General features: G+C 33.9%; 18 protein-coding genes. 7 read left to right on the plus strand and 11 right to left on the minus strand.

Annotated elements, in window-relative coordinates; translation table 11 throughout:
* Positions 1-30 precede the first annotated feature (30 nt).
* Positions 31-2664, minus strand: a complete 2634-nt coding sequence (locus AABL85_RS09230) for a valine--tRNA ligase (protein WP_286437132.1) — start codon at positions 2662-2664, stop codon at positions 31-33.
* 230 nt (positions 2665-2894) lie between these two features.
* On the opposite strand from AABL85_RS09230, the gene AABL85_RS09235 reads away from it, so the two are divergent.
* Entirely contained in the window at positions 2895-3284 is a 390-nt protein-coding gene (locus AABL85_RS09235; RefSeq protein ID WP_341309884.1) for a DUF1573 domain-containing protein, read from the plus strand.
* Positions 3285-3357: 73 nt separating this feature from the next.
* Here AABL85_RS09235 and AABL85_RS09240 read toward each other — a convergent pair whose 3' ends face one another.
* From AABL85_RS09240 to AABL85_RS09250, 3 genes are all read right to left on the minus strand, one after another.
* On the minus strand, positions 3358-4095 hold the full coding sequence (locus AABL85_RS09240; protein ID WP_341309885.1) for a tyrosine-protein phosphatase: 738 nt from the start codon (positions 4093-4095) through the stop codon (positions 3358-3360).
* A 28-nt stretch (positions 4096-4123) separates the two neighbouring features.
* Positions 4124-5233 carry a DUF4105 domain-containing protein gene (locus tag AABL85_RS09245; protein WP_341309886.1) on the minus strand — a complete coding sequence of 370 codons (1110 nt, stop codon included), beginning with the start codon at positions 5231-5233 and terminating at the stop codon, positions 4124-4126.
* A 384-nt stretch (positions 5234-5617) separates the two neighbouring features.
* Positions 5618-6418 carry an IS3 family transposase gene (locus AABL85_RS09250; protein WP_341309931.1) on the minus strand — a complete coding sequence of 267 codons (801 nt, stop codon included), beginning with the start codon at positions 6416-6418 and terminating at the stop codon, positions 5618-5620.
* Between the two features lie 289 nt (positions 6419-6707).
* On the opposite strand from AABL85_RS09250, the gene AABL85_RS09255 reads away from it, so the two are divergent.
* Positions 6708-7448, plus strand: coding sequence for a CDP-alcohol phosphatidyltransferase family protein (locus AABL85_RS09255; RefSeq protein ID WP_286415640.1), 741 nt, complete (start codon positions 6708-6710; stop codon positions 7446-7448).
* A 316-nt stretch (positions 7449-7764) separates the two neighbouring features.
* On the opposite strand, the gene AABL85_RS09260 is transcribed toward AABL85_RS09255, so the two are convergent.
* Positions 7765-8154, minus strand: a complete 390-nt coding sequence (locus AABL85_RS09260; protein WP_341309887.1) for a hypothetical protein — start codon at positions 8152-8154, stop codon at positions 7765-7767.
* A 460-nt stretch (positions 8155-8614) separates the two neighbouring features.
* On the opposite strand from AABL85_RS09260, the gene putP reads away from it, so the two are divergent.
* Positions 8615-10117 carry a sodium/proline symporter PutP gene (putP, locus tag AABL85_RS09265; RefSeq protein ID WP_341309888.1) on the plus strand — a complete coding sequence of 501 codons (1503 nt, stop codon included), beginning with the start codon at positions 8615-8617 and terminating at the stop codon, positions 10115-10117.
* 314 nt (positions 10118-10431) lie between these two features.
* Positions 10432-11613: an MFS transporter gene (locus tag AABL85_RS09270; RefSeq protein ID WP_286415643.1), complete on the plus strand. Its 1182-nt coding sequence runs from the start codon at positions 10432-10434 to the stop codon at positions 11611-11613.
* A gap of 7 nt (positions 11614-11620) precedes the next feature.
* On the opposite strand, the gene AABL85_RS09275 is transcribed toward AABL85_RS09270, so the two are convergent.
* Both AABL85_RS09275 and AABL85_RS09280 read right to left on the minus strand, forming a co-directional pair.
* A complete protein-coding gene (locus AABL85_RS09275; protein WP_286415644.1) occupies positions 11621-12199 on the minus strand; it encodes a uracil-DNA glycosylase family protein in 579 nt (192 codons plus the stop codon).
* 12 nt (positions 12200-12211) lie between these two features.
* Complete coding sequence (locus AABL85_RS09280) at positions 12212-12988, minus strand: AraC family transcriptional regulator (RefSeq protein ID WP_286437142.1); 777 nt, start codon at positions 12986-12988, stop codon at positions 12212-12214.
* Positions 12989-13072: 84 nt separating this feature from the next.
* Here AABL85_RS09280 and AABL85_RS09285 point away from each other — a divergent pair, with 84 nt between their 5' ends.
* Complete coding sequence (locus AABL85_RS09285; RefSeq protein ID WP_341309889.1) at positions 13073-14218, plus strand: multidrug effflux MFS transporter; 1146 nt, start codon at positions 13073-13075, stop codon at positions 14216-14218.
* A gap of 28 nt (positions 14219-14246) precedes the next feature.
* Here the strand turns inward: AABL85_RS09285 and AABL85_RS09290 are convergent, their stop codons facing one another.
* The 4 genes from AABL85_RS09290 to porV form a co-directional block, all read right to left on the minus strand.
* Entirely contained in the window at positions 14247-14666 is a 420-nt protein-coding gene (locus AABL85_RS09290) for a GNAT family N-acetyltransferase (protein WP_286415647.1), read from the minus strand.
* A gap of 158 nt (positions 14667-14824) precedes the next feature.
* Positions 14825-16222: a hemolysin family protein gene (locus AABL85_RS09295; RefSeq protein WP_286415648.1), complete on the minus strand. Its 1398-nt coding sequence runs from the start codon at positions 16220-16222 to the stop codon at positions 14825-14827.
* Positions 16223-16458: 236 nt separating this feature from the next.
* Entirely contained in the window at positions 16459-16941 is a 483-nt protein-coding gene (locus AABL85_RS09300; RefSeq protein WP_286415649.1) for a cytidine deaminase, read from the minus strand.
* A gap of 81 nt (positions 16942-17022) precedes the next feature.
* A complete protein-coding gene (porV, locus tag AABL85_RS09305; protein WP_286415650.1) occupies positions 17023-18162 on the minus strand; it encodes a type IX secretion system outer membrane channel protein PorV in 1140 nt (379 codons plus the stop codon).
* A gap of 644 nt (positions 18163-18806) precedes the next feature.
* Between porV and gldJ the strand changes: the two genes are divergently transcribed.
* Complete coding sequence (gldJ, locus tag AABL85_RS09310; RefSeq protein WP_341309890.1) at positions 18807-20327, plus strand: gliding motility lipoprotein GldJ; 1521 nt, start codon at positions 18807-18809, stop codon at positions 20325-20327.
* A gap of 68 nt (positions 20328-20395) precedes the next feature.
* Positions 20396-21697 carry a UDP-N-acetylmuramoyl-tripeptide--D-alanyl-D-alanine ligase gene (locus AABL85_RS09315; RefSeq protein ID WP_341309891.1) on the plus strand — a complete coding sequence of 434 codons (1302 nt, stop codon included), beginning with the start codon at positions 20396-20398 and terminating at the stop codon, positions 21695-21697.
* Positions 21698-21723 lie beyond the last annotated feature (26 nt).

Genomic DNA, 21723 nt, shown 5'->3' on the forward strand with positions numbered 1-21723 from the left:
TAGAGGCTTCTATATCTAAGAGATACTAGACTATTTTAATCCAGCTAAGCTGTGTTCGATAGTTGCTATTTTAGCTAAAGCATCTGCTTCTTTCTTTCTTTCGTTCTCGATAACCTGAGCAGGTGCACCACCTACGAACTTCTCGTTCGATAGCTTTCCTTGTACAGATTTTAAGAATCCTTTTAAGTATTTCAACTCTTCTTCTAACTTCGCGATTTCTTCTTCTAAGTTCACACTTCCTGTTACAGGAATGAAGTACTCATTAGATTTCACACGGTAAGATAGCGCACCACTTACTTGCTCTGTTACATACTCTATAGCAACTATGTTACCTAATTTAGAGATGATACTGTCGAAGTATGTAGATGTTTTCTCGTTGTTGATTACTTTTAAATCTATCGTTTCTTTGAACGAAATATTCTTATCTTTTCTGATAGTACGGATACCAGCGATTACTTCAGTAGCGAATTCAAACTCTTTAATCAAGTTCTCATCGAATGACTTCATCTCTGGCCATGCAGATACTACTAATGCATCAGCAGCTGTACGCTCATTAATATGCTGCCAAATCTCTTCTGATAAGAATGGCATAAATGGATGTAACAACTTAAGATTAGCTTCTAACAACTCGATAGTCTTGTCAAAAGTAGCTTTGTCTATTGGTTGTTGGTATCCAGGTTTAATCATTTCTAAGAACCAAGAACAGAAGTCATCCCATACTAATTTATAGATTGTCATTAATGCATCCGAAATTCTGTATTTAGAGAAGTGATCTTCTATCTCTACTAAAGCACTTTGTAACTTCGCTTCATACCATGCTAATGATACTTTTGCAGACTCAGGTTGTACTAATGTCTCAGATACTTCCCATCCTTTGATTAGACGGAATGCGTTCCACACTTTATTAGTAAAGGCTTTCCCTTGAGCACATAATTCTTCATCAAACATAATATCATTACCCGCAGAGGCTGATAATAATAATCCAACACGTACACCATCAGCACCGAATTTGTCTATTAATCCTAATGCATCAGGAGAATTACCTAATGATTTAGACATCTTACGGCGTAATTTATCTCTTACAATACCAGTAAAATATACATTCGTAAACGGTTTCTTACCAGTATACTCATATCCTGCCATAATCATACGTGCCACCCAGAAGAAGATAATATCTGGTCCAGTCACTAAGTCATTTGTTGGATAGTAATAGTTGTACTCTTCATTCTCTGGATCTGTGATTCCATTAAATACAGACATTGGCCATAACCAAGAAGAGAACCAAGTATCTAAAGCATCTTCATCTTGTTTTAAATCAGCTGCGGTTAAAGCTGCATTACCAGACTTTACTTTTGCTAATTCAACAGCTGCTTCAATAGTCTCTGCTACTACGAAATCCTCTTTACCAGCTCCATAGTAATAAGCAGGTATCTGTTGTCCCCACCATAACTGACGAGAAATATTCCAATCGCGGATATTCTCTAACCAGCTCTTGTAAGTATTATTATATCTACTCGGGTATAACTTCACATCTTCAGTCTCCATAACAGCATCAAGTGCAGGCTTAGCCAATTGCTCCATCTTAAGGAACCATTGGTCAGAAAGTCTTGGCTCGATAACAGCTTTTGTACGCTCAGAAGTACCTACATTATTTACATAGTTTTCTACTTTATCTAAAGCTCCGATAGATTCTAACTCCACTTCTATCTCTTTACGCACTACGAAGCGGTCTTTACCAGCATAATGCATACCTAATTCGTTAAGTGTCGCATCAGCATTAAAGATATCTATTATCTCTAAGTTATGTCTCTCGCCTAAGTCTTTATCGTTTACATCGTGAGCAGGTGTCACTTTAAGACATCCTGTTCCGAATTCCATATCCACATACTCATCAAAGATGATAGGCACCACTCTATTACAGATAGGTACAATAGCCTTCTTTCCTTTTAAGTGCGCATAACGCTCATCATTAGGATTAATACAAATAGCTGAGTCTCCTAAGATAGTCTCAGGACGTGTAGTCGCGATAACTAAATGCTCATTAGAACCTTCTATTTGGTATTTTAAGTGGTATAGTTTCCCTTGGCGCTCTTCATAGATTACCTCCTCATCAGATAAAGTAGTCTTCGCTTCAGGATCCCAGTTTACCATACGGTATCCTCTGTATATTAATCCTTTGTTGTATAGGTCAACAAATACTTTTATCACTTGTTCAGACATCTCTGGGTCCATAGTAAACTTCGTACGATCCCAATCACAAGAACATCCTAATTTCTTAAGTTGCTCAAGGATCACTCCTCCGTACTCTTCTTTCCACTCCCACGCATGTGCCATAAACTCTTCGCGTGTTAAATCGTTTTTATTGATACCCTGCTCTCTCAATTTTGCGACGACTTTAGCTTCAGTAGCGATAGAGGCGTGATCCGTTCCAGGTACCCAACAAGCGTTAAGCCCTTTTAAACGAGCACGACGTATTAATACATCTTGAATCGTATTGTTCAACATATGTCCCATGTGTAATACCCCAGTCACGTTCGGTGGAGGGATTACAATCGTGTAAGGCTCTCTGTGGTCAGGAGTTGAGTGGAAAAAATTGTTCTCCATCCAGTACTGATACCATTTTTGCTCTACTTGCTTCGCGTCAAATTGTGCAGGAATTGTCATTTACTTATTAATTTTACTTGTTTTTAACATTTTTTAAAGACACATCCAAAGATAACAATACTTTAATCAAATTTTAATCTAAGCACTGTTTCTTTTTACGTACCTTTGTATTATGCAAAAATATGGATTACTATGTAATTACAAAAGATAACACATTACTTTAAATGTTTATTTTTATTTGCGAGTATTCCTAAAGTTTTTAATTTTACAAAACAACAAATAGAAAAATAATGAAAAACATTTTAGCATTATTAGTTTTGGTTTTGACAAGTGCAGTAACATTCGCACAAAAGGGACCAAAAATCGAGTTTAAAGCAGAGAACAATACTATCGATTACGGTACTGTTGTAAGAGGGAAAGATAATGGAGTTAGAACTTTTGAGTTTACTAACGTTGGTGATGAGCCATTAATCATTACAGCTGTAAGATCTACATGTGGATGTACAGTGCCTTCTAAACCTGAAGAACCAATTTTACCAGGTCAAAAAAGTAAAATAGACGTACAGTATAATATGGCTCTTGGTAAAATCAGTAGAACGATCACTGTAGAATCTAATGCTGTGAACTATACTAACGGTGTAGTAGCACTACGCATTAAAGGTGAAGTTGTAAACAACTAATCAGAAAATAGACAGAAAAACAAAAGGGATTGCTCACGCGATCCCTTTCTTATTTTATACAATCAGCAATTCTTTATTTCTTAAAGAAGATATTATTAGCTATTGCTTTCTCGAAGTTCTTCACTTCTTTAATCTGTATTTTAGCATCAAAGCCTTTGATATGTTTTGTATGGTGAATATCAGATCCTACGAAGTCTATCATATCATTGTTCAACAGATAGTTTGCAGCCTCTAATACATGACTTCCATAATATCCTGTAGTAGACAATAAGTTCATCTGAAACTTACACCCAGATTTTTTAAGCTTCTTATACATCTCTGTATTCTTGTGATAGAAGTTATAACGCTCTGGATGCGCTAAGATAATCTCATACCCATTCGATTTTAAATGAAATAGAATATCCATTAACTGTATAGGAGGGTTGATATAAGACATTTCTACTAATACATAATTATCTTTTAATGTCAATAGCTTCTCTGAATGAATGCGTTGCAAGAAGCTCTCATCCATCATATACTCAGATGCTACTCTCAGCTGAAGAGACTCCGCCTCTGTAGGTAGTACCTCTAATACCTCATCATATTTAGATAATATTCTTTCTTTTGTATTATCCCATACTAGCGGTGTAGTATGTGGAGTGGTAATCGCTTGGTCAAAGCCCATCGCTTTCATAGACTCTATAATAGTCTTTGTATCCTCTTTAGTCTGCGCTCCATCATCAATACCAAACATTAAATGAGAGTGAATATCTACATAATTATTTGGAATTAATGTTTTAAGCTCTGGTTTAGATTTAAATAATCCGAACATATCTTTATATTATTTTTTCTGATTAGGTCTACTTGTTATACTTCTTAGCGATACGCATCTCTATAGCCAAACTCACAAGGGTCAACAATACTAATGGCAAGGTCACTAATAGCTTATCGCTAGTAATATTCAATACGATATACAAAACTACGCAAACTAAAGTTAACAACTGAAGTAACTTAGCTATCTTGACATTCTTTCTTATAAAAGGTAGCACTAAAAATATAGGACTACACAGTAGCACTGTATTATTACTTAACAGTTCGCCATGTAGAGAGTAAAAACCAACTGCAAAAAAGAAAATACCTAAAAGCCCCAAGATGACAAAATACACACTTCTAACGCCTCTCTGAGTCATTAGCCCTGCTAGTACTAAAACGACAAGACTAAAGAACCACATAGAGTTTACGCTTATACCTGATTTTTCTACAGGTACTTCTGGCTTAAAAACAGTGACTGTCTCAGGAACCAAAGGTTTTCCGTTGACTTTAGTTTCTGCTAATCCTTGCATAAACTTATCTGGTAGAAACAATAAAGTAGAATGAGCATCTACCTTAGAACCAAATATTAAATTAATCCCAAGCATCTCGAAATATCTCTTATTCAGATACGAGTTTAAGATAGTTCTATAAGTAGCAGTGTTTCCTTCCACATCTACTTTTACAGGTGTAGAGATACTACTATTAATAATATCCACCACCTTAGTAGTACAGTTCTGATCTATAAACTTATAGATATAAAACTTATTATCTTCTTCTAAGGATTCGTTCAGTTTTTGCCATATCTCTTCTTTCTGAGTTGGAGTCAAGTCTAATGCTTGTTCATACACCGCTCTATTATCATATACATAACTCCCAATGAAGTTTCTATACGTAGAGTAATCTGCATAGTATAAAAGGTCTCCCTTCACAAACTTTCCATAAAAGTTAGGTGTTCTAAAATCAAACATACCATAATTATACACTCTATCTATTCCTTCAAAAGGGTCATTCACACGTATCGCTGTATGACCAAATAGAGAATACAATTCATCTCCTGTACCACAAGTAAGTACACTTATCTCTGCTCTATCAGAGAGTGGTCGTTCTTTAGAGAAAGCCATCTGCACCATAAAAAGGCAGAAAAGCAGATATGTCATTTTTTTTATCATGTATTCTTCTTGATTTATAACTAAGCGTTCTATTTGGCTCTTACAAAAATACTTTACTAATCTCTGATTTACAATAAAAACATATATGCTATGCTATTTAAAAATAACCTCTCTCTGCACTATCGAAAAAAGAACATCTCTTCAACAGATGTTCTCCTCTTCTTTCTATCTTCTTCGCAAGAACTAAATTATATCAACATGATATCACCATGGTGCCTCCGTTAAAACTGTCTATAAAACGGACTCACTATGGACTCATGATGGACTCATGACGGACTCAACACAACTAAAACCTGTCTCGTCCTACTATAACTGTACAGCTATAGTTAATAATCCTACTTAATACTGTACAGATTTTTATTAATCCTTTTATTACTGTACAGGTTGTTTTTTTTGTTTATTAGTCTTGTAATAATTCTTCCATCTCTTAGCAAGAACACCTGTCTTTAAATGAGCTTGATTTGGAGTTAACCTATCACAACTATCATGAGGTCTAATTTGGTTATAAGCTTCTATACTATTCTTAATTTTATCAATCGTTTTCTGATAACCTAAACTTGAATAGTTTAAATCAAATTCACCTTTAATTATACCATTTACTCGCTCTGCTATGGCATTATCTCTTGGTTCACCACTTTGTGTTGTACTAATAGATATGTTGTTTTCTATCAGTAATTTAGTATAAATACTGCTGCAGTATTGACATCCTCGATCTGAATGATGAATAAGCTTCTCTGTATAAATCCTGTTCTTTAATGCCATTTTCAAGGCTTGTAAGCATCCATTAGTAGTTAAATCTAAACTAAAACTATAGCCCATTATTTTATGAGAATAAGCATCTGTGATTAAACTTAAATAGCCCCAAGTATTATTTAACCTGATATAGGTGATATCACTTACCCAAAATTGTTCTGGCCTGGTAACTTTTACTCCATTATACAAGTCTAAATACTGTCCTCTCCAAGCTCTGGAGTCTGTTGTATATGCTTTGCGCTTTCGTTGTCTAACCAACATTTTATGACTGTCTAATAAATCAAACAGATAATCTCTTCCTACGCTTATATTGTGTGAACCTAAGCGTTCTTGTAACATATGTTGAAGTTTTCGAGTACCTACTCTTGGTAGAGTAGCTCTAATATTTAAAACTTCTTGAAGAATAATCTCATCTTTAATAGATGTCTCGTACTACTATAAGTATAGTACTAATCATAACTACTTTTATCCTGTAATTATATTTATCTAATGTATCCTTATTCTCTATATACCAAAGATAATAAATATCTAATAAACGTATAGTTACCTAAATAGAGTACACAGAATAATAAAAACATCTGTAAAGATAAACGGCATTATCTAAAGTAATCCTTATAAACACTATAAAATTTAGTAACTTTATGATACATTTGTATCAATAAATACAATTAAACTTTATAGAGTTTATATAAACAAATAAATTTCAGTTATGAAAAAACACATTCCTAATGCTATCACTTTATTAAACTTACTTTCAGGATTAATTGCGTTAGTGTATGCATTTGATGATAATATACACATGGCTTTCTTATGGGTATGTATTGGAATCTTTTTTGACTATTGGGATGGCTTCGTAGCGCGTATCTTAAATGTAAAAAGTGAGATGGGATTACAGTTAGACTCACTAGCTGATATGGTGACTAGTGGGGTAGTTCCAGGATTAGTAGTTTATAAGATGCTTGCTAATATTCAAGAAAACCAAGAGATCTATAACCTTACACCAGAGACCTACTATATGGGAGTAGTTCCATACTTAGGATTTATCATCACATTAGGAGCGGCGTATAGATTAGCTAAATTCAACATTGATACTAGACAAACTGATTCTTTTATTGGATTACCTACCCCTGGTAATGCATTATTTATCTTAAGTATTCCGATGATTATCTCTACAACCAAGTCTGAAGAGATTATCTCATTATTAAGTAATCCTTATTTATTAGTAGTCATTAGTATATTAAGTGCTATCATCATGAATGCAGAACTACCATTGTTCTCATTAAAAATAAAACCTAATAATCTAGGAGCTTATAAACTTCAGATAGGATTTATGTTACTGTCATTAGTACTACTAGTTACTTTATTATATCTAGCTATACCTATTATTATACTAGTATATATCTTACTATCTATCATGATGAATATAACAAAAAAACAAACTGCTAACTAAAAATAAGAAACGCTATCTTGAGAGATAGCGTTTTTCATTTGATCTATATCTAAAAAGTGCCATATCTCATCATCATGATTATATGGCACTTTTTTTATGACCTTCTATAACTAAATATTAATTATTCTCACTTTTTAATTAATCTTAAACTTTATATTCTCAATAAGAGTAATTTGCTATAAAACAGCTATTTTCATTATAAAAAACCAGTTATTGGCACACTTGTTGAAATATTTATTACAAACTTTTTTTTCATACTACTTTTTTTGCCCTATACACCTTACCCCTTCGTATAGGGCTTTTTTTATTGACCTTTTTACACAATAGAACCAAGATTAGAATCATCATGATTTCCCTCTTCATGAAGAGTTAACTCATCACAAAAAACTATCTTCTCCTTTTCTACTACAAATGTTGCAATCACTTTCACCTTACTTACAGATCCATCATTTCTATGTACTAATACACTGTGGTTAGTAAACACTAAATTTCCTTCTTCAGCCATATAGTTAAATGTAATAGACAGTTTTTCAGTCACTTCTTTTAATTTTTTAATATGATTACTAAAAATGGTGTAGTCTAATCTCTTTCCATCAACACATTGGATGTAATTAGTAGAAAAATATGTCGCTATCACCTCAGGACGATACTGAGGGCTCTCTAATAAATTTACAAAGCAGTTCTTGATTAACTCTTTATTTGTCATATTTCATATTTTAAATTAGAAATACGAAAGTAGAACTCTACGAATAAGGAGACGATAACAATTGTTATCAAATAATACCTCTATAGATACACTATGTGTAGAGGGACAACTACTGAATATGACAGGCTGTCCTATAACTAACTTTTAGATAACACTACTCATATAGAAGCTTATTCTCTCAGAATACATCAACAAAAAGATATAACGACTTACATTATTACTATTAATGGACAAGCCATAATGACTTCTTGTAACTTTTATTCTTTAAAAAAAGAATACTACAATATATATAAGTATCTAAAAAGTATAATAGTTTCATTTTCAGTTTACTTATATTTATAAAATTCATTCAAAAAAGAGGAATATTAAAATACACTATTCGTAATTAAACTAAATAATCTGGTCGTTCATTGTATTATTTAAAATAATTAAATAAATTTAGCAAAAAAATAACAACAATATGTTTGAAAATATAGATCCAACTATTATAACATTTTCCATTTATTTAGTGGTTGTGTTAGGAATAGGTGTAATTGCGTATTTGCGCACAAAAGATTTTTCTGACTACATCTTAGGAGGACGTAGTTTTGGTCCAGTAGTAACCGCTTTATCAGCAGGAGCCTCAGATATGTCTGGATGGCTACTAATGGGATTGCCAGGTGCTATTTTTGGCAAAGGTTTATCTCAGAGCTGGATTGCGATCGGTTTAATTATCGGAGCATACTATAACTGGAAGTTAGTAGCAGGTCGTCTGCGTGTACACACAGAAATTAATAATAATGCATTGACATTACCAGACTTCTTCCACAACAGATTTGGAAAAGATGGTCAGTTAGTAAAAACAGTATCTGCTGTAACTATCCTAATCTTCTTCACGATATACTGTGCGTCTGGTATGGTAGCTGGAGCTAGATTATTCGAAACACTATTCCACATGGAGTATATCAATGCGTTATATCTAGGGGCTTTAGCTACGATAGCGTATACGTTCATCGGCGGATTCTTAGCAGTAAGTTGGAGTGATACGATTCAGGCTACTTTAATGTTATTCGCGTTAATCTTGACTCCTGTGATGATTATCCTATATATGGGAGGATGGGATGCTATCACTACTTATACAAATGAAGCAGCTATTGCTACTAATATTTCGTATTCAAGTCTGACACATAATGTAAGCTTTATCGCCATTATTAGTGCTGCTGCATGGGGACTTGGATACTTCGGACAACCACATATCTTAGCACGCTTTATGGCTGCTGATAGTGTAAAGACAATGAAGAACGCTAGACGTATAGGAATGTCATGGATGACACTATGTCTAGGAGGAGCTGTAACAATCGGTTATTTAGGAATCAGCTACTACTATAAACATCCAGAAATAGCTGGTGTAGTAAACAAAGACAATGAGATGATCTTCATCGAGCTAATCAAACAACTATTTAACCCTTGGGTAGTAGGTATCTTACTTTCTGCTATTCTAGCTGCTGTGATGAGTACATTAAGTGCACAGCTATTAATGTCGTCTAGTACCCTTACCCAAGACTTCTACAAAGCTTACTTCAGAAGAAGTGCTAGCCAAAAAGAGCTAGTATGGACAGGAAGATTTGCTGTACTACTAATCGCTTTAATCGCAATCATAATCGCGTACGATCCAGATAGTAAAATTCTTGCTTTAGTAGCACATGCTTGGGCTGGTTTTGGAGCTGCCTTTGGTCCTGCTATTTTATTCACTCTATTCTGGAGAAAAACTACAGGTATGGGAGCTTTCGCAGGAGTATTAGTAGGAGCGGTAACTGTAATCGTATGGCCTATTCTATTCGGAGATACGGTATACGAAATCATTCCAGGATTCTTATTTAGTTCGATTGCGATCTACTTAGTATCTAACTATGGAAAACAAGCGTCTACAGAGATGATAGAGAAATTTGACACTGCTGATGCTTTATATCACAAAGAGAAATAATTAGATAAAGTCTATTTATTATAGCCTAAACTCTAGGTATATAACAATGATAAAAGTGTTATATACCTAGAGTTTTTTGTTTATCCCAGAATCAGCAATAAGTAGATAAACGAAAAGTAATTATACAAGATAGGTCTGAATTAGCGATTTCAGCATACTATAGTATGGTTATAGAGCTAATGAAAGAGCTATGAAGTAGAATTGCTTTGTAGTATTTGGCTAATGTTGATTCTGGGTTTATATGAACAACATAAGATTAACATTGTACAAGAAAATGTAAACCAATAACTTTGCACCTCATAAAAACGATATACGTGTCTAGATTTAATTCACATCCTATATACAATACTCAGTTTATACTAGTATGCTTAAGCTCTTTACTATTCTCAGCTAGTTTTAATATGCTTATACCTGAGCTACCTGATTATCTATCAGGACTAGGAGGTGCTGAATACAAAGGACTCATTATTGGATTATTTACAATCACTGCTGGTATCTCTAGACCCTTTAGTGGTAAGCTAACAGATAAGATAGGACGTGTGCCTATTATGGCTATTGGGTCGATAGTATGTTTTGTGTGTAGTTTATTATACCCTATACTTACCACAGTATCAGGCTTTCTATTCTTGCGATTATTACACGGATTCTCTACAGGGTTCAAGCCAACAGCTACAGCAGCTTATGTAGCTGATATCGTACCTAGAGAGCGATGGGGTGAAGCATTAGGCCTTCATGGGATAAGCTTTAGTACAGGTATGGCCATAGGTCCAGCCATCGGTAGTACTATAAAGATGTACACCTCTATAGACTTTCTATTTTATACTTCATCTGCTTTTGCTCTACTTTCTATTGTTATCTTAATGAATATGAAAGAGACCTTACAAGTAAAAGAAAAGTTCTCTTTTAAATTACTAAAAATATCAGGCAAAGATATCTTTGACTTAGGGGTATTCCCTGCAGCCTTCGTGACTTTTATGTCTTATATCGCTTATGGAGTTATTCTTACGCTAATCCCTGACTGGACAGGACACTTAGGCTTAGAAAATAAAGGGATCTTCTTTATGATATTTACTATTTCTTCCTTACTAGTAAGATTTGTCGCAGGTAAAGTATCTGACAAATATGGACGTGTTTTAATCATCAATATAGGATTAGTACTTCTGATTATCTCACTAGCTATTATAGCATTCTACGAATCTACTAATGGGTTATATCTAGGGGCATTTATATATGGTATTTCCTTAGGTATCTTATCTCCTGCATTAAATGCCTGGACGATAGACTTCAGCCAACCAGATCAGCGAGGGCGTGCTGTATCTACTATGTATATCGCTCTAGAAGCAGGTGTGGGTGGAGGTGCTTTCTTAGCAGGGTGGTATTATAAAGACAATATCACTAATATCCCTACCATTATGTATGCTAGTGCAGTAGTTATTATCTTGAGTTTAGTCTATATGATGTTTAGAAAACAACTTTCCTTTACAAGAAAAGCATAGGGTAGTATTATTTTCTCAGGATTGATTTCACTTGGTGTTGTAGTACTGGTACAACCTCTTGTTCAAACCATTTGTTCTTCGCTTTCCAGATATTATTTCTCGGAGAAGGATGAGGTAATGGAAAATAAGTAGGTAAATACTCATGGAAGTTATTTACATTCTCTGTCAGTGAATCATTAGTCTTTAAATAATAATCTTGTGCATATTTCCCTATTAGTAAGATAAGTTTGGCAGCAGTTAATTGTTCTAACAACTGAGCATGCCATGTAGGTGCACATATTTTCTTAGGAGGTAAGTCTCCACTCTTCCCTTTACCTGGATAACAAAACCCCATAGGGATAATAGAGAAGTTAGCCGTATCATAGAACTCCTCTTCTGTCACTCCTAGCCATTGGCGCAGTTGCTCTCCACTTTTATCTTTAAAGGGAATACCTGATAAATGTACTTTTAGTCCAGGTGCTTGACCTATAATAATGATTTTAGACTGCACGCTAGATAATACCACAGGATTCGCTCCTAGAGGTAGCTCTTCTTCACATATCTTACAAGCCCTAATATCACTTAATAATTCATCAAAACGATCCATATCTCATTCTATTTATTGTTTTATTAAATAGCGATGTGGGGTAATACCAGCGTGTTTTTTAAAGAATTCTATAAACGCACTATCAGACGAAAACTCCAATACATCAGCTACTACTGAGATAGACATATCCTCAGCCAATAACTCTAAAGAGCGATAATACTTCCATTGCAATCGCCAATCCTGATAGACCATCCCTGTTTCTTTCTTAAAGATACGAGAGATTGTCTTCTCGCTTGCCCCTACCTCTTGGGTTAGCTCCTTGAGAAATGGAGGGACTCTTTTATCTATGATAAACTGTCGGATAATATCTTTTAATCTGCCATCTTTAGGTATCTTCAGATGATAATCTTCTATATGTGCTGCGTTTAATTCATTGCTAAACACTTTTGCTATAGCGAGCTGCTCATCAGTATAAGCCTTCCATTCCCAAAAACATATTCTCTCTATTAACTGTTCTAATAGAGGATTGACTTCTAATACCTTAATTGTATCTGCTATCCACAATTTCTCTTTTGCCGTAAAGTAAATAGAGCGATAAGCAACTACATTTCTAAAGAATACACGATGCGATAGCCCTGCAGGTATAATCAGCATACGTGTAGGTGGTAAAATCACTTGCATATCATTAGTCAATAGTGTCATACATCCACTAGGAGCATAGAGAAGTTGCTGGTGTTCATCATGCTGATGAAAACCAGAATCATGCTGAACTAAATCAGAAGCTAGACCTATAACAGGTAAATCTATTAGTTCTGGATGAAATTCTTGTTCTGAATGCAGATATGCCATTTGTCCGTAAACTGTTACTTAATGAGTTTATAGTATTATAAAGATACAACAAATTCTAGAGACCTTTGTCCAAAATTAAAAACAATGAAAACAAAAAACAGTTTAGCTCTAATGGTTGTACTGATGATGTTCCCACAATTCGTTGAGACCATCTATAGTCCTGCCTTAACGCATTTAGCTAAAGCATTTGATGTAACAAAAGAGACTACATTACTAACGATAAGTATATACTTTATAGCCTTTGCACTTGGGGTTATCTTTTGGGGAATACTAAGTGACTACATTGGTAGAAGAAAGGCGATGTTAAGCGGATTGGTAACCTATACACTCGCTTCAGTACTAGCCTTATTGGCTACTAATTTTGAAACAATACTTATCGCTAGATTTATTGCTGCATTTGGTATAGCTGTAGGATCTGTAATTACACAAACAATGATGAGAGATAGTTATACCGGAGTAGAACTAGCTAAAGTATTTTCAATAATGGGGATCGCCTTATCAGTAAGTCCTGTTATAGGATTGCTAATGGGCGGAATTCTATCTAATCAATTTGGATATTGGGGAATATTCACTGTATTAGCAACATTATCAATACTATTATTCAGCACATCCTTTTTCTCCTTACAAGAAACTAAACAACATAGTGACAAAATCACATTAGATAAAATAATAACCTTAGCTAAGACGATGTACACTGACTCTCTATTGTGGAAATATGCTTTATTAGTCATGGCGTACAATGTGCTTCTATTTAGTTATTACTCATTTGCTCCATTTATATTTGAACAAGAAGGTTTAAGCCCAACAGTATATGGATATAGTGGTATTGTACTAGCCACAGGTTCTTTTATAGGAAGCTCTCTAAACAAGAAATTACTAGAGAGAGGATATTTACCAATTACATTAATGAAAATTGCTTCAACTATAGCTATTGTAAATGCTTTAGTGTTAATTCTAATAGGAAATACGCTTTACTTTCTAATCCCAATGGTATTTATTGTAACTGCATTCGGGATAGCGATTCCAAATATCCTTAGTCAAGCCCTACTAGAGTACAAATCGTCAATAGGTACAGCTAGTGCATTATTCGGATTATTATATTATATCTTGATTGGGACAGGCTTATACATTAGCAGTACTATGCCTAATATCGCAGTCGTAATGATTACTTTCGCAACTATAGCGACTTTAGTTTCACTACTAATTAAAAACAAAAAGACGACTTTATAGCCTTGCTGTAAAGTCGTCTTTCTCTTTCTTAGTTCTTCTTGACATATCCCATTCCTCTAGAGACAGGCCATACTTCTTTAAAACCATAATGCTCGTATAGCTTATAAGCTTCTCCATCTGCTATTAGGTTCACATAACATGATTCTGGCAAATTATCATTAATAAATTCTGTCAATGTAGTCATTACTAACTTACCTAATCCTTGTCCTTGGTACTCTGGTAATACACAAATATCAACAATCTGACAATGACATCCACCATCACCTACTAATCTTCCCATCCCTACGAACTTATCATTATTCTCTGTATCTAGTATCGACACACAGCATAGAGAGTTGGCAAGACCAATAACTGCTGCCATAATTCTCTTTTCAGACAAACCACAGGTTACACGCATATTTATATAGTCCTCTGGTTCTATTATATCATAACAAATCTTATATCTCATATCTTCTTTAATCTTTTAGATAAACAAATATATAATTGCTGTTATTCTCTTCCTAATCATTTGATTAGAATGTGATAAATTGTAGCAATACGATGACTAAATGAATTACTCAAAAGATAACCAACAAAAAAGGACAGTACGAATACTGTCCTTTATAATTATTTATCTTCTGATTGTTCTTCTTTCTGTTCTTTAGTTAAAAGACTTAACTCAACTTGTTCTACTGAGTTACGATACATCTTAAGTATCTTTCCTTCGTAGTCATCAAGTCTTATAATATCTCCTACTTTAAACTCGTCATCAGGACACTCTTCGCTGATTAATCCTGCTAGTGTATCATAGTGTTCACTTTCTTCAAACTTAACAGGTACTAGTCTATTAATATCTGATAGGTTATAGTGTGCACTAACTACGTATCTACCTTCTCCCATACTCTGTACTACAGGCTCTTCATTGTCATATTCATCTTGAATCTCTCCTACCAATTCCTCTAAAATATCTTCCATAGTCACAATACCAGTAAACTCTCCTACTTCATTCGTAGCAATAGCCATCTGTAAGTGCTTCGCTTGGAATTGTTTTAATACATTTTTAATAAGTGCGTTCTCCGAGATATAGATAGGCTCACGAAGCAATGAAGCTAAGTCGGTATTACTCTTGTCTTGAATCATTGCTTTCATCAAGTCTTTTGTATAAATAACACCTTTAATATTATCTAAATTATCTTCATATACTGGAAAACGAGAATATCCCTCATTAATAGCATAATCAATAGCCTCCATTACACTTGTATTAATTTCAATAGCAGACACATTCTTGCGCAAGCTTTGAATATTATTTACACGTCTGTCATCAAAGTCGAATACATTCTGAATCAAAACACGTTCTGTTTCTTCAATAGCTCCTCCTTCTTGACTCTCTGTAATAATCATCTTTAGCTCCTCTTCAGTATGAATATCAGCTCCGTGAATTGGGCTAATACCAACGATACGTAATATCCCATTAGCTAAACCATTCATCAACCAAATAATCGGTCTAAAAACGAAATAGAAGATACGTAAGGGCAAAGCTACTGTAAATGTAGTTTTGGTCGGGAAGTGAATAGCTAAAGATTTTGGTGCTAATTCACCAAAAACGATATGTAAAATGGTAATTATAGCAAAGGCTACTGGAAAAGAAACACTTTTAGCTATACCGTACCACTCAGGTCCAGTGAATCCAAAAGCTTCAAACAAATACATAATTACAGGTGTCAATGAGCTTTCTCCTACCCATCCTAACCCTAGTGAAGCAAGGGTAATACCTAATTGTGTAGCTGCTAAATATGCATCAAGATTAGAAACAATATTCTTAGCAATACCTGCTACTTTAGAATTTAGTTCTTGATGAACTTCAATTTGAGAAGTACGAACTTTAACAATTGCAAACTCTGCTGCAACGAAAAAACCGTTTAAGAAAACTAAAAATAAAGTAAGTAATAATTTACCTACTGAAATCTCTTCGTGTACAATGTTAGAACCAGCCAACATTGTAATGATCTGGGCGTATGTATCCATTTTAAGAATTAAAAAAAGCCAAAGGTTAAATATTTTTTAATGGCTTAAGGTTTATACCATTGTGATATAAATCTCGTATCAAAATTAATAATTTAATTGACACAATATCCATCAATATTTACTAATTTTTAAAAAATATCACAATGCTTATAAATATAGTCAACTTTGTACTATTATTATAGTACAAATCGGAACTCGCTTAACAAAATAAATACGATTAGCTCTTTTTATATCCTTTACATAGAGTCTTTATCAAAATGAAAAGGTAATATATTTACTAACGAAGGAGAATAACATACTTTACCTTCTGCTCCCATAAAAAACATCTCTATAGCAGAGTCTTGTTTTGTTTCGTATTCTAATATACTCTGTCTACATGCTCCACATGGAGGAATAGGAGTATTCGTAACTTTTAAATCTGATGATGCTGAAATAGCTATCTTCAAAATTCTTTTATCAGGATAATTAGCCCCTACATAGAATATAGCTGTACGTTCTGCACATAGTCCTGATGGAAATGCGGCATTCTCTTGATTAGACCCCACTACAATAGTTCCGTCTTCTAATAAGATAGCTGCACCTACTCTAAACTTAGAATAAGGAGCATAAGCCTTCTTTCTCACTTCTACAGCCCTATTCATTAACTCTTGATCTTTTTGTTCTAATTCTGCTATTGAATCATATTCTAAGAACGTTGTTACGATTTCAATTTTTTTCATAATCCTTGACTATTAGAGATAAAAAATCCAAACTCATCTTGTTGGGGATGGTTTGGATTCAATACAAATATACTATTTTTTTTAACCTCTTCGATAAGTTTTTCTACCTAAATCGAATGTTAGTGAGAATCTCAATGTATTCTCCATTGGGTTATTTATTTTTGATGTTGAAAATAAATACGATAGGTCTATAGCCATCATATTATATTTAAAACCTGCCCCTAAAGTTGCATATTGTCTCGCTCCTTTTTCTGGACTCTCGTGAAAGTACCCAGTCCTAAAAGCAAACTTATTATCATACCAGTATTCTGCTCCTAAAGACCATGCTACCTCTTTCAACTCTTCGCTAAATCCATTAGGCGCATCCCCAAATGATTTTATCACTCCTTTAAGCCATCCCGTATCATTATATTCTATAAGTGCTTCTGCATCATTTCTATGCTCTGGTGGTGTTGGAACTAATAGCTTATTAAGCTCTCCTGAAATAGTCAAGGTATTCTGCTGATCAATAATAAAATCAAAACTACCTCCCAACTTTAAATTTGCAGGAAGAAAAGAACCAAATTGTTCATCTTCATACTTTATCTTAGGCCCCAGGTTTTGAATATTAAATCCTGCTCGCCATCTACCATCGAAAGTACTAAAACGAACTATATCTGATTCATAGAAACCTGCAATATCTACAGCTACTTGACTAGCCATAGAGTTAGAACCATCTAGCTCTGGCATTCTAAGGTTAGAATTGATAAAACGCCCTACAACAGCCATACCAAAACGATCACTTAATTTCAACGAATAAGAGATATCAACAGCAAATTCATTTGGTTTTTTTATAATTGAACTTGATTGATAACTATCTCTAAACTCCATTTCTCCCATTCCAAAATAACGCAAACTTGCACCGATTGCACTACGCTCATTGAACTTATTAAAATAGGTTAATTGACCTAAAGCCATATCGCTACTCACTTTAGACATATAAGGGCTATAGTTTACAGAAAAACCTTGAGCTTGTGTAGCAAATGCGTACTTCGCAGCATTATGTTGTTGAGAAAACACGTCACTAGAAGTTGCAACCCCAATGTCTCCCATTCCTGATGATCTTGCATCGCCAGATATTAATAAGAAAGGTACTCCAGTAGTTATAGGTCTTACTACTTTCTGAGCGTATATAAACTGCCCCGCTAAAACAGTAAGAAATAAGGCTGTAACTTTTTTCATCTTTATTTTTTTAAGATTCACAAATATAATCTTTTTAACATTACTAAAATCTCACTCCAACTATTATTATAACTTACAAAAACAACAATTATTATTTTATGCTTCTTTATAAAAAGAAATATAACATCTTACTTGATAAGAAACTTATACTATGTACATTTAATCCTATTTTTATTCTCTTGTATAGAGTAAACTTAATACTATTTAAAATTATTCATGAGTCTATTTACTTTATAATTCAAAGATATTTACCTCATTTTTATACTATTAAAAGATTCTATCTCTAATTCCTAATTAATAAGCTTACTACAACATAGCTTATTCATATTATACTTATTTAATAAAACGCAAAGAAAGTCAAGTTCACTAAGAGAGAAACAGCCTCCCTCCTCCCTATATTGTCAATTATTTTGTATGGCATTTAAGTAATTCGAACTACATTTGCATAGCGCATAAATTCGTACATTATACAAAACAATTATTTTTTCATTAAGCAATACAAAATACTTTTAGACGTTATAAGTGTAATTGCTTATTAAAAAATAAAAATTATTGATACTTTTTCGATTAAATGAAAGTATTCACATTGCTAATTAAACGTTAATTATTAAATTGCGTACAATTTTATATCCATTTATAACGAGATGAAGATTAAAGAACTTTTAAACTTTCGATTACTGGCAGGTATATTAGTTGCTGCTAGTATTACGAGTTGTGGAAATTCAAACAGCAACGTATCAACGGCTACTGGTTGGAAAATCAATGATAGTAAAGGTGGTTTTCAATACAACACCAAATACGAACAACGCACTCCTAAAGGAATGGTTGCTGTAGAAGGAGGTACATTTACAATGGGACGTATACAAGAGGATATCCTTGCTGATTGGAATAACAATCCTAAAGAAATGTACGTACAATCGTTTTATATGGATGAAACAGAAACTACCAATATCATGTATAACGAATACTTATACTGGTTGCGTACTGTATATCCTCAAAACAATGAATTATATCAAGAGATTTATAAAAGTGCTATTCCTGATACTACAGTATGGAGAGGACCTTCTGGTTTCAACGAATCACTTATCACTAGCTACTTAAGACACCCTGCTTATGCTAACTATCCTGTAGTAGGTGTTACTTGGGTGCAAGCAAATGACTATGCTAAATGGAGAACTGACCGTGTTAACGAATTAGCTCTAGAAAAAGCAGGTTATTTAAAGAAAGATGCTAAAATTCTTGAAGCAGGATCTGATGCTCACTTTAGCACAGATACGTACCTTATCTCTCCAGAGTCTGTTTATGGAGGGAATAGCGATATCGCTTATAGAGGAAAAGGAAACAAAGCACAAGAAGGTGATCGCAACTTATATGCTACACAAAACTCTGGTTTATTTACCTCGCAATTTAGACTTCCTACAGAAGCTGAATGGGAATATGCTGCTATAGGATTAGTAGGTAACAGAGAGTACAACAACTATAAAGGACGTAAAAAATACCCTTGGGATAAAAGTAGCAAACGCAAAAAAGGAAGACCAATCGTTCAGAACACTAAGTATGCTAACTATAAACAAGGTCGTGGTGACTATGGTGGTATAGCAGGTTGGGCTACTGACAATGGTGATATCACTAATGCAGTTAAATCATACCCTCCTAATGATTTCGGTTTATATGATATGTCTGGTAACGTTGCTGAATGGGTAGCTGATGTTTATGATCCAAATATTGATCTGAATGACACCGACTTCAACTTCTATAAAGGAAATGTATATTATAAAAACAAAATAGGTGCTGATGGTAAGATTGAAATTACAACAAATGAAACTGTGAAGTTCGACACATTAAGCACTGGTAAATTAAGAGTTCGCAATCTACCTGGACAAATTGCTCAAGAAGAATTAGATCCTTCTATATTTGATGACAATATCCAGACAGGTTTAGGTGGTAAAATAAAAGGTGAAGGACCTAAGCCACTTAAAAAGGTTACTCTTTATGATGAGAAATCTCGTGTTATTAAAGGAGGTTCATGGAAAGATAGAGCATATTGGTTAGACCCTGCTACTAGAAGATTCTTCCCAGAAGATCAAGCTACAGATTATATCGGATTTAGATTAGTAATGACTAAAGTAGGTCCTAAATCTGATAAACGCAAAACGAAGAATTAACATATTTTAAAATATTCTTTTTTCAAAAGCCCTAATTGTATTAGGGCTTTTTTTTATACTTTTGATTCATGGATATTACTGAAATTTACCAATGTTTTTTACAGTGTGATGGTGTATCTACTGATACTAGAAACATACATCCTAACTCCCTTTTTTTCGCATTAAAAGGAGATAACTTTGACGCTAACGAGTTTGCTCAAGACGCACTTAATAAAGGTGCTGCCTTTGTGATTATGGACAATAAAAAGCTGATAACTGATCCAGCTAAAATGCTTTATGTACCAGATGCCTTAGGTGCTTTACAACAGTTAGCTAAACACCATAGACAACAACTAGGCTTGCCTATTATAGCGCTAACAGGAAGTAATGGAAAGACTACTTCTAAAGAACTTATCGCTACAGTACTAAGCAAAAAATATAAAGTAACGGCTACTAAAGGAAACCTAAATAACCATATCGGTGTACCGCTTACATTACTTTCACTTACAGAAGAGACAGACTTAGGTATTATAGAAATGGGGGCTAACCACAAACAAGAAATAGCTTTCTTATGTGAATTAGCTGATCCTGACTTTGGGTATATTACTAACTTTGGAAAAGCACACTTAGATGGCTTTGGCGGTTTTGAAGGAGTTATTAAGGCTAAAAGCGAATTATACGACTATTTAGAAGACAACTATAAAACAGCTTTTGTCAATTTAGATGATCCTAGACAAGATGCTAAAACAATGACCTTTAGCCGTTATACTTTTGGTACAGATTCTTCTGCTGATATTGTTATTGAACAATTAGAAGCTCAGCCTAACGCTACAGTATATTATAAAGGAGAAGTAATTAACTCTAACCTTACAGGAATTTATAATGCGACTAATATAGCTGCAGCACTGACTATAGGTCAATTCTTCAATGTAGATTTAAGTGAGATTAAAGAAGCTATAGAACACTATGTTCCTACTAATAATAGATCGCAATGGATTACTAAAGAAGATTCTATGATTCTATTAGATGCTTATAATGCTAACCCTAGCAGTATGGACGCTGTATTAACTAACTTTGATCAACTAAATGATCAACGTGATAAAGTGTTCGTCTTAGGAGATATGTTAGAGTTAGGTAAAGAAGGCTATAAAGAGCACAAAGATATCGTGACTAGATTAAGTGAGGTCAAAAACAAAACAGCCTACTTTATAGGAAGAGAATTCTTTAAAGCCTCTATTAATGTCACACAAGAAGACATACACTTCTTCGAAACGTTTGACTTGTTTAAACAACATATTCTTGACCATTCTAACGAAGTGTTTAAGAATAAACTAATCTTGATTAAAGGATCAAGAGGAATAGCGCTAGAGAGAACCTTAGACTTAATATAACGAAAAAGAGCTTAAATCATGATTTA

It is taken from the genome of Myroides odoratimimus (genome assembly GCF_038039805.1).
Classification (GTDB): domain Bacteria; phylum Bacteroidota; class Bacteroidia; order Flavobacteriales; family Flavobacteriaceae; genus Flavobacterium; species Flavobacterium odoratimimum_B.

What these genes read in the sequence shown, in the direction of transcription:
- AABL85_RS09230 (WP_286437132.1), bottom strand. Translation starts at nt 2,664, where the DNA reads ATGACAATTCCTGCACAATTTGACGCGAAGCAAGTAGAGCAAAAATGG.
- AABL85_RS09235 (WP_341309884.1), top strand. Translation starts at nt 2,895, where the DNA reads ATGAAAAACATTTTAGCATTATTAGTTTTGGTTTTGACAAGTGCAGTA.
- AABL85_RS09240 (WP_341309885.1), bottom strand. Translation starts at nt 4,095, where the DNA reads ATGTTCGGATTATTTAAATCTAAACCAGAGCTTAAAACATTAATTCCA.
- AABL85_RS09245 (WP_341309886.1), bottom strand. Translation starts at nt 5,233, where the DNA reads ATGACATATCTGCTTTTCTGCCTTTTTATGGTGCAGATGGCTTTCTCT.
- AABL85_RS09255 (WP_286415640.1), top strand. Translation starts at nt 6,708, where the DNA reads ATGAAAAAACACATTCCTAATGCTATCACTTTATTAAACTTACTTTCA.
- AABL85_RS09260 (WP_341309887.1), bottom strand. Translation starts at nt 8,154, where the DNA reads ATGACAAATAAAGAGTTAATCAAGAACTGCTTTGTAAATTTATTAGAG.
- putP (WP_341309888.1), top strand. Translation starts at nt 8,615, where the DNA reads ATGTTTGAAAATATAGATCCAACTATTATAACATTTTCCATTTATTTA.
- AABL85_RS09275 (WP_286415644.1), bottom strand. Translation starts at nt 12,199, where the DNA reads ATGGATCGTTTTGATGAATTATTAAGTGATATTAGGGCTTGTAAGATA.
- AABL85_RS09280 (WP_286437142.1), bottom strand. Translation starts at nt 12,988, where the DNA reads ATGGCATATCTGCATTCAGAACAAGAATTTCATCCAGAACTAATAGAT.
- AABL85_RS09285 (WP_341309889.1), top strand. Translation starts at nt 13,073, where the DNA reads ATGAAAACAAAAAACAGTTTAGCTCTAATGGTTGTACTGATGATGTTC.
- AABL85_RS09290 (WP_286415647.1), bottom strand. Translation starts at nt 14,666, where the DNA reads ATGAGATATAAGATTTGTTATGATATAATAGAACCAGAGGACTATATA.
- AABL85_RS09295 (WP_286415648.1), bottom strand. Translation starts at nt 16,222, where the DNA reads ATGGATACATACGCCCAGATCATTACAATGTTGGCTGGTTCTAACATT.
- AABL85_RS09300 (WP_286415649.1), bottom strand. Translation starts at nt 16,941, where the DNA reads ATGAAAAAAATTGAAATCGTAACAACGTTCTTAGAATATGATTCAATA.
- porV (WP_286415650.1), bottom strand. Translation starts at nt 18,162, where the DNA reads ATGAAAAAAGTTACAGCCTTATTTCTTACTGTTTTAGCGGGGCAGTTT.
- gldJ (WP_341309890.1), top strand. Translation starts at nt 18,807, where the DNA reads ATGAAGATTAAAGAACTTTTAAACTTTCGATTACTGGCAGGTATATTA.
- AABL85_RS09315 (WP_341309891.1), top strand. Translation starts at nt 20,396, where the DNA reads ATGGATATTACTGAAATTTACCAATGTTTTTTACAGTGTGATGGTGTA.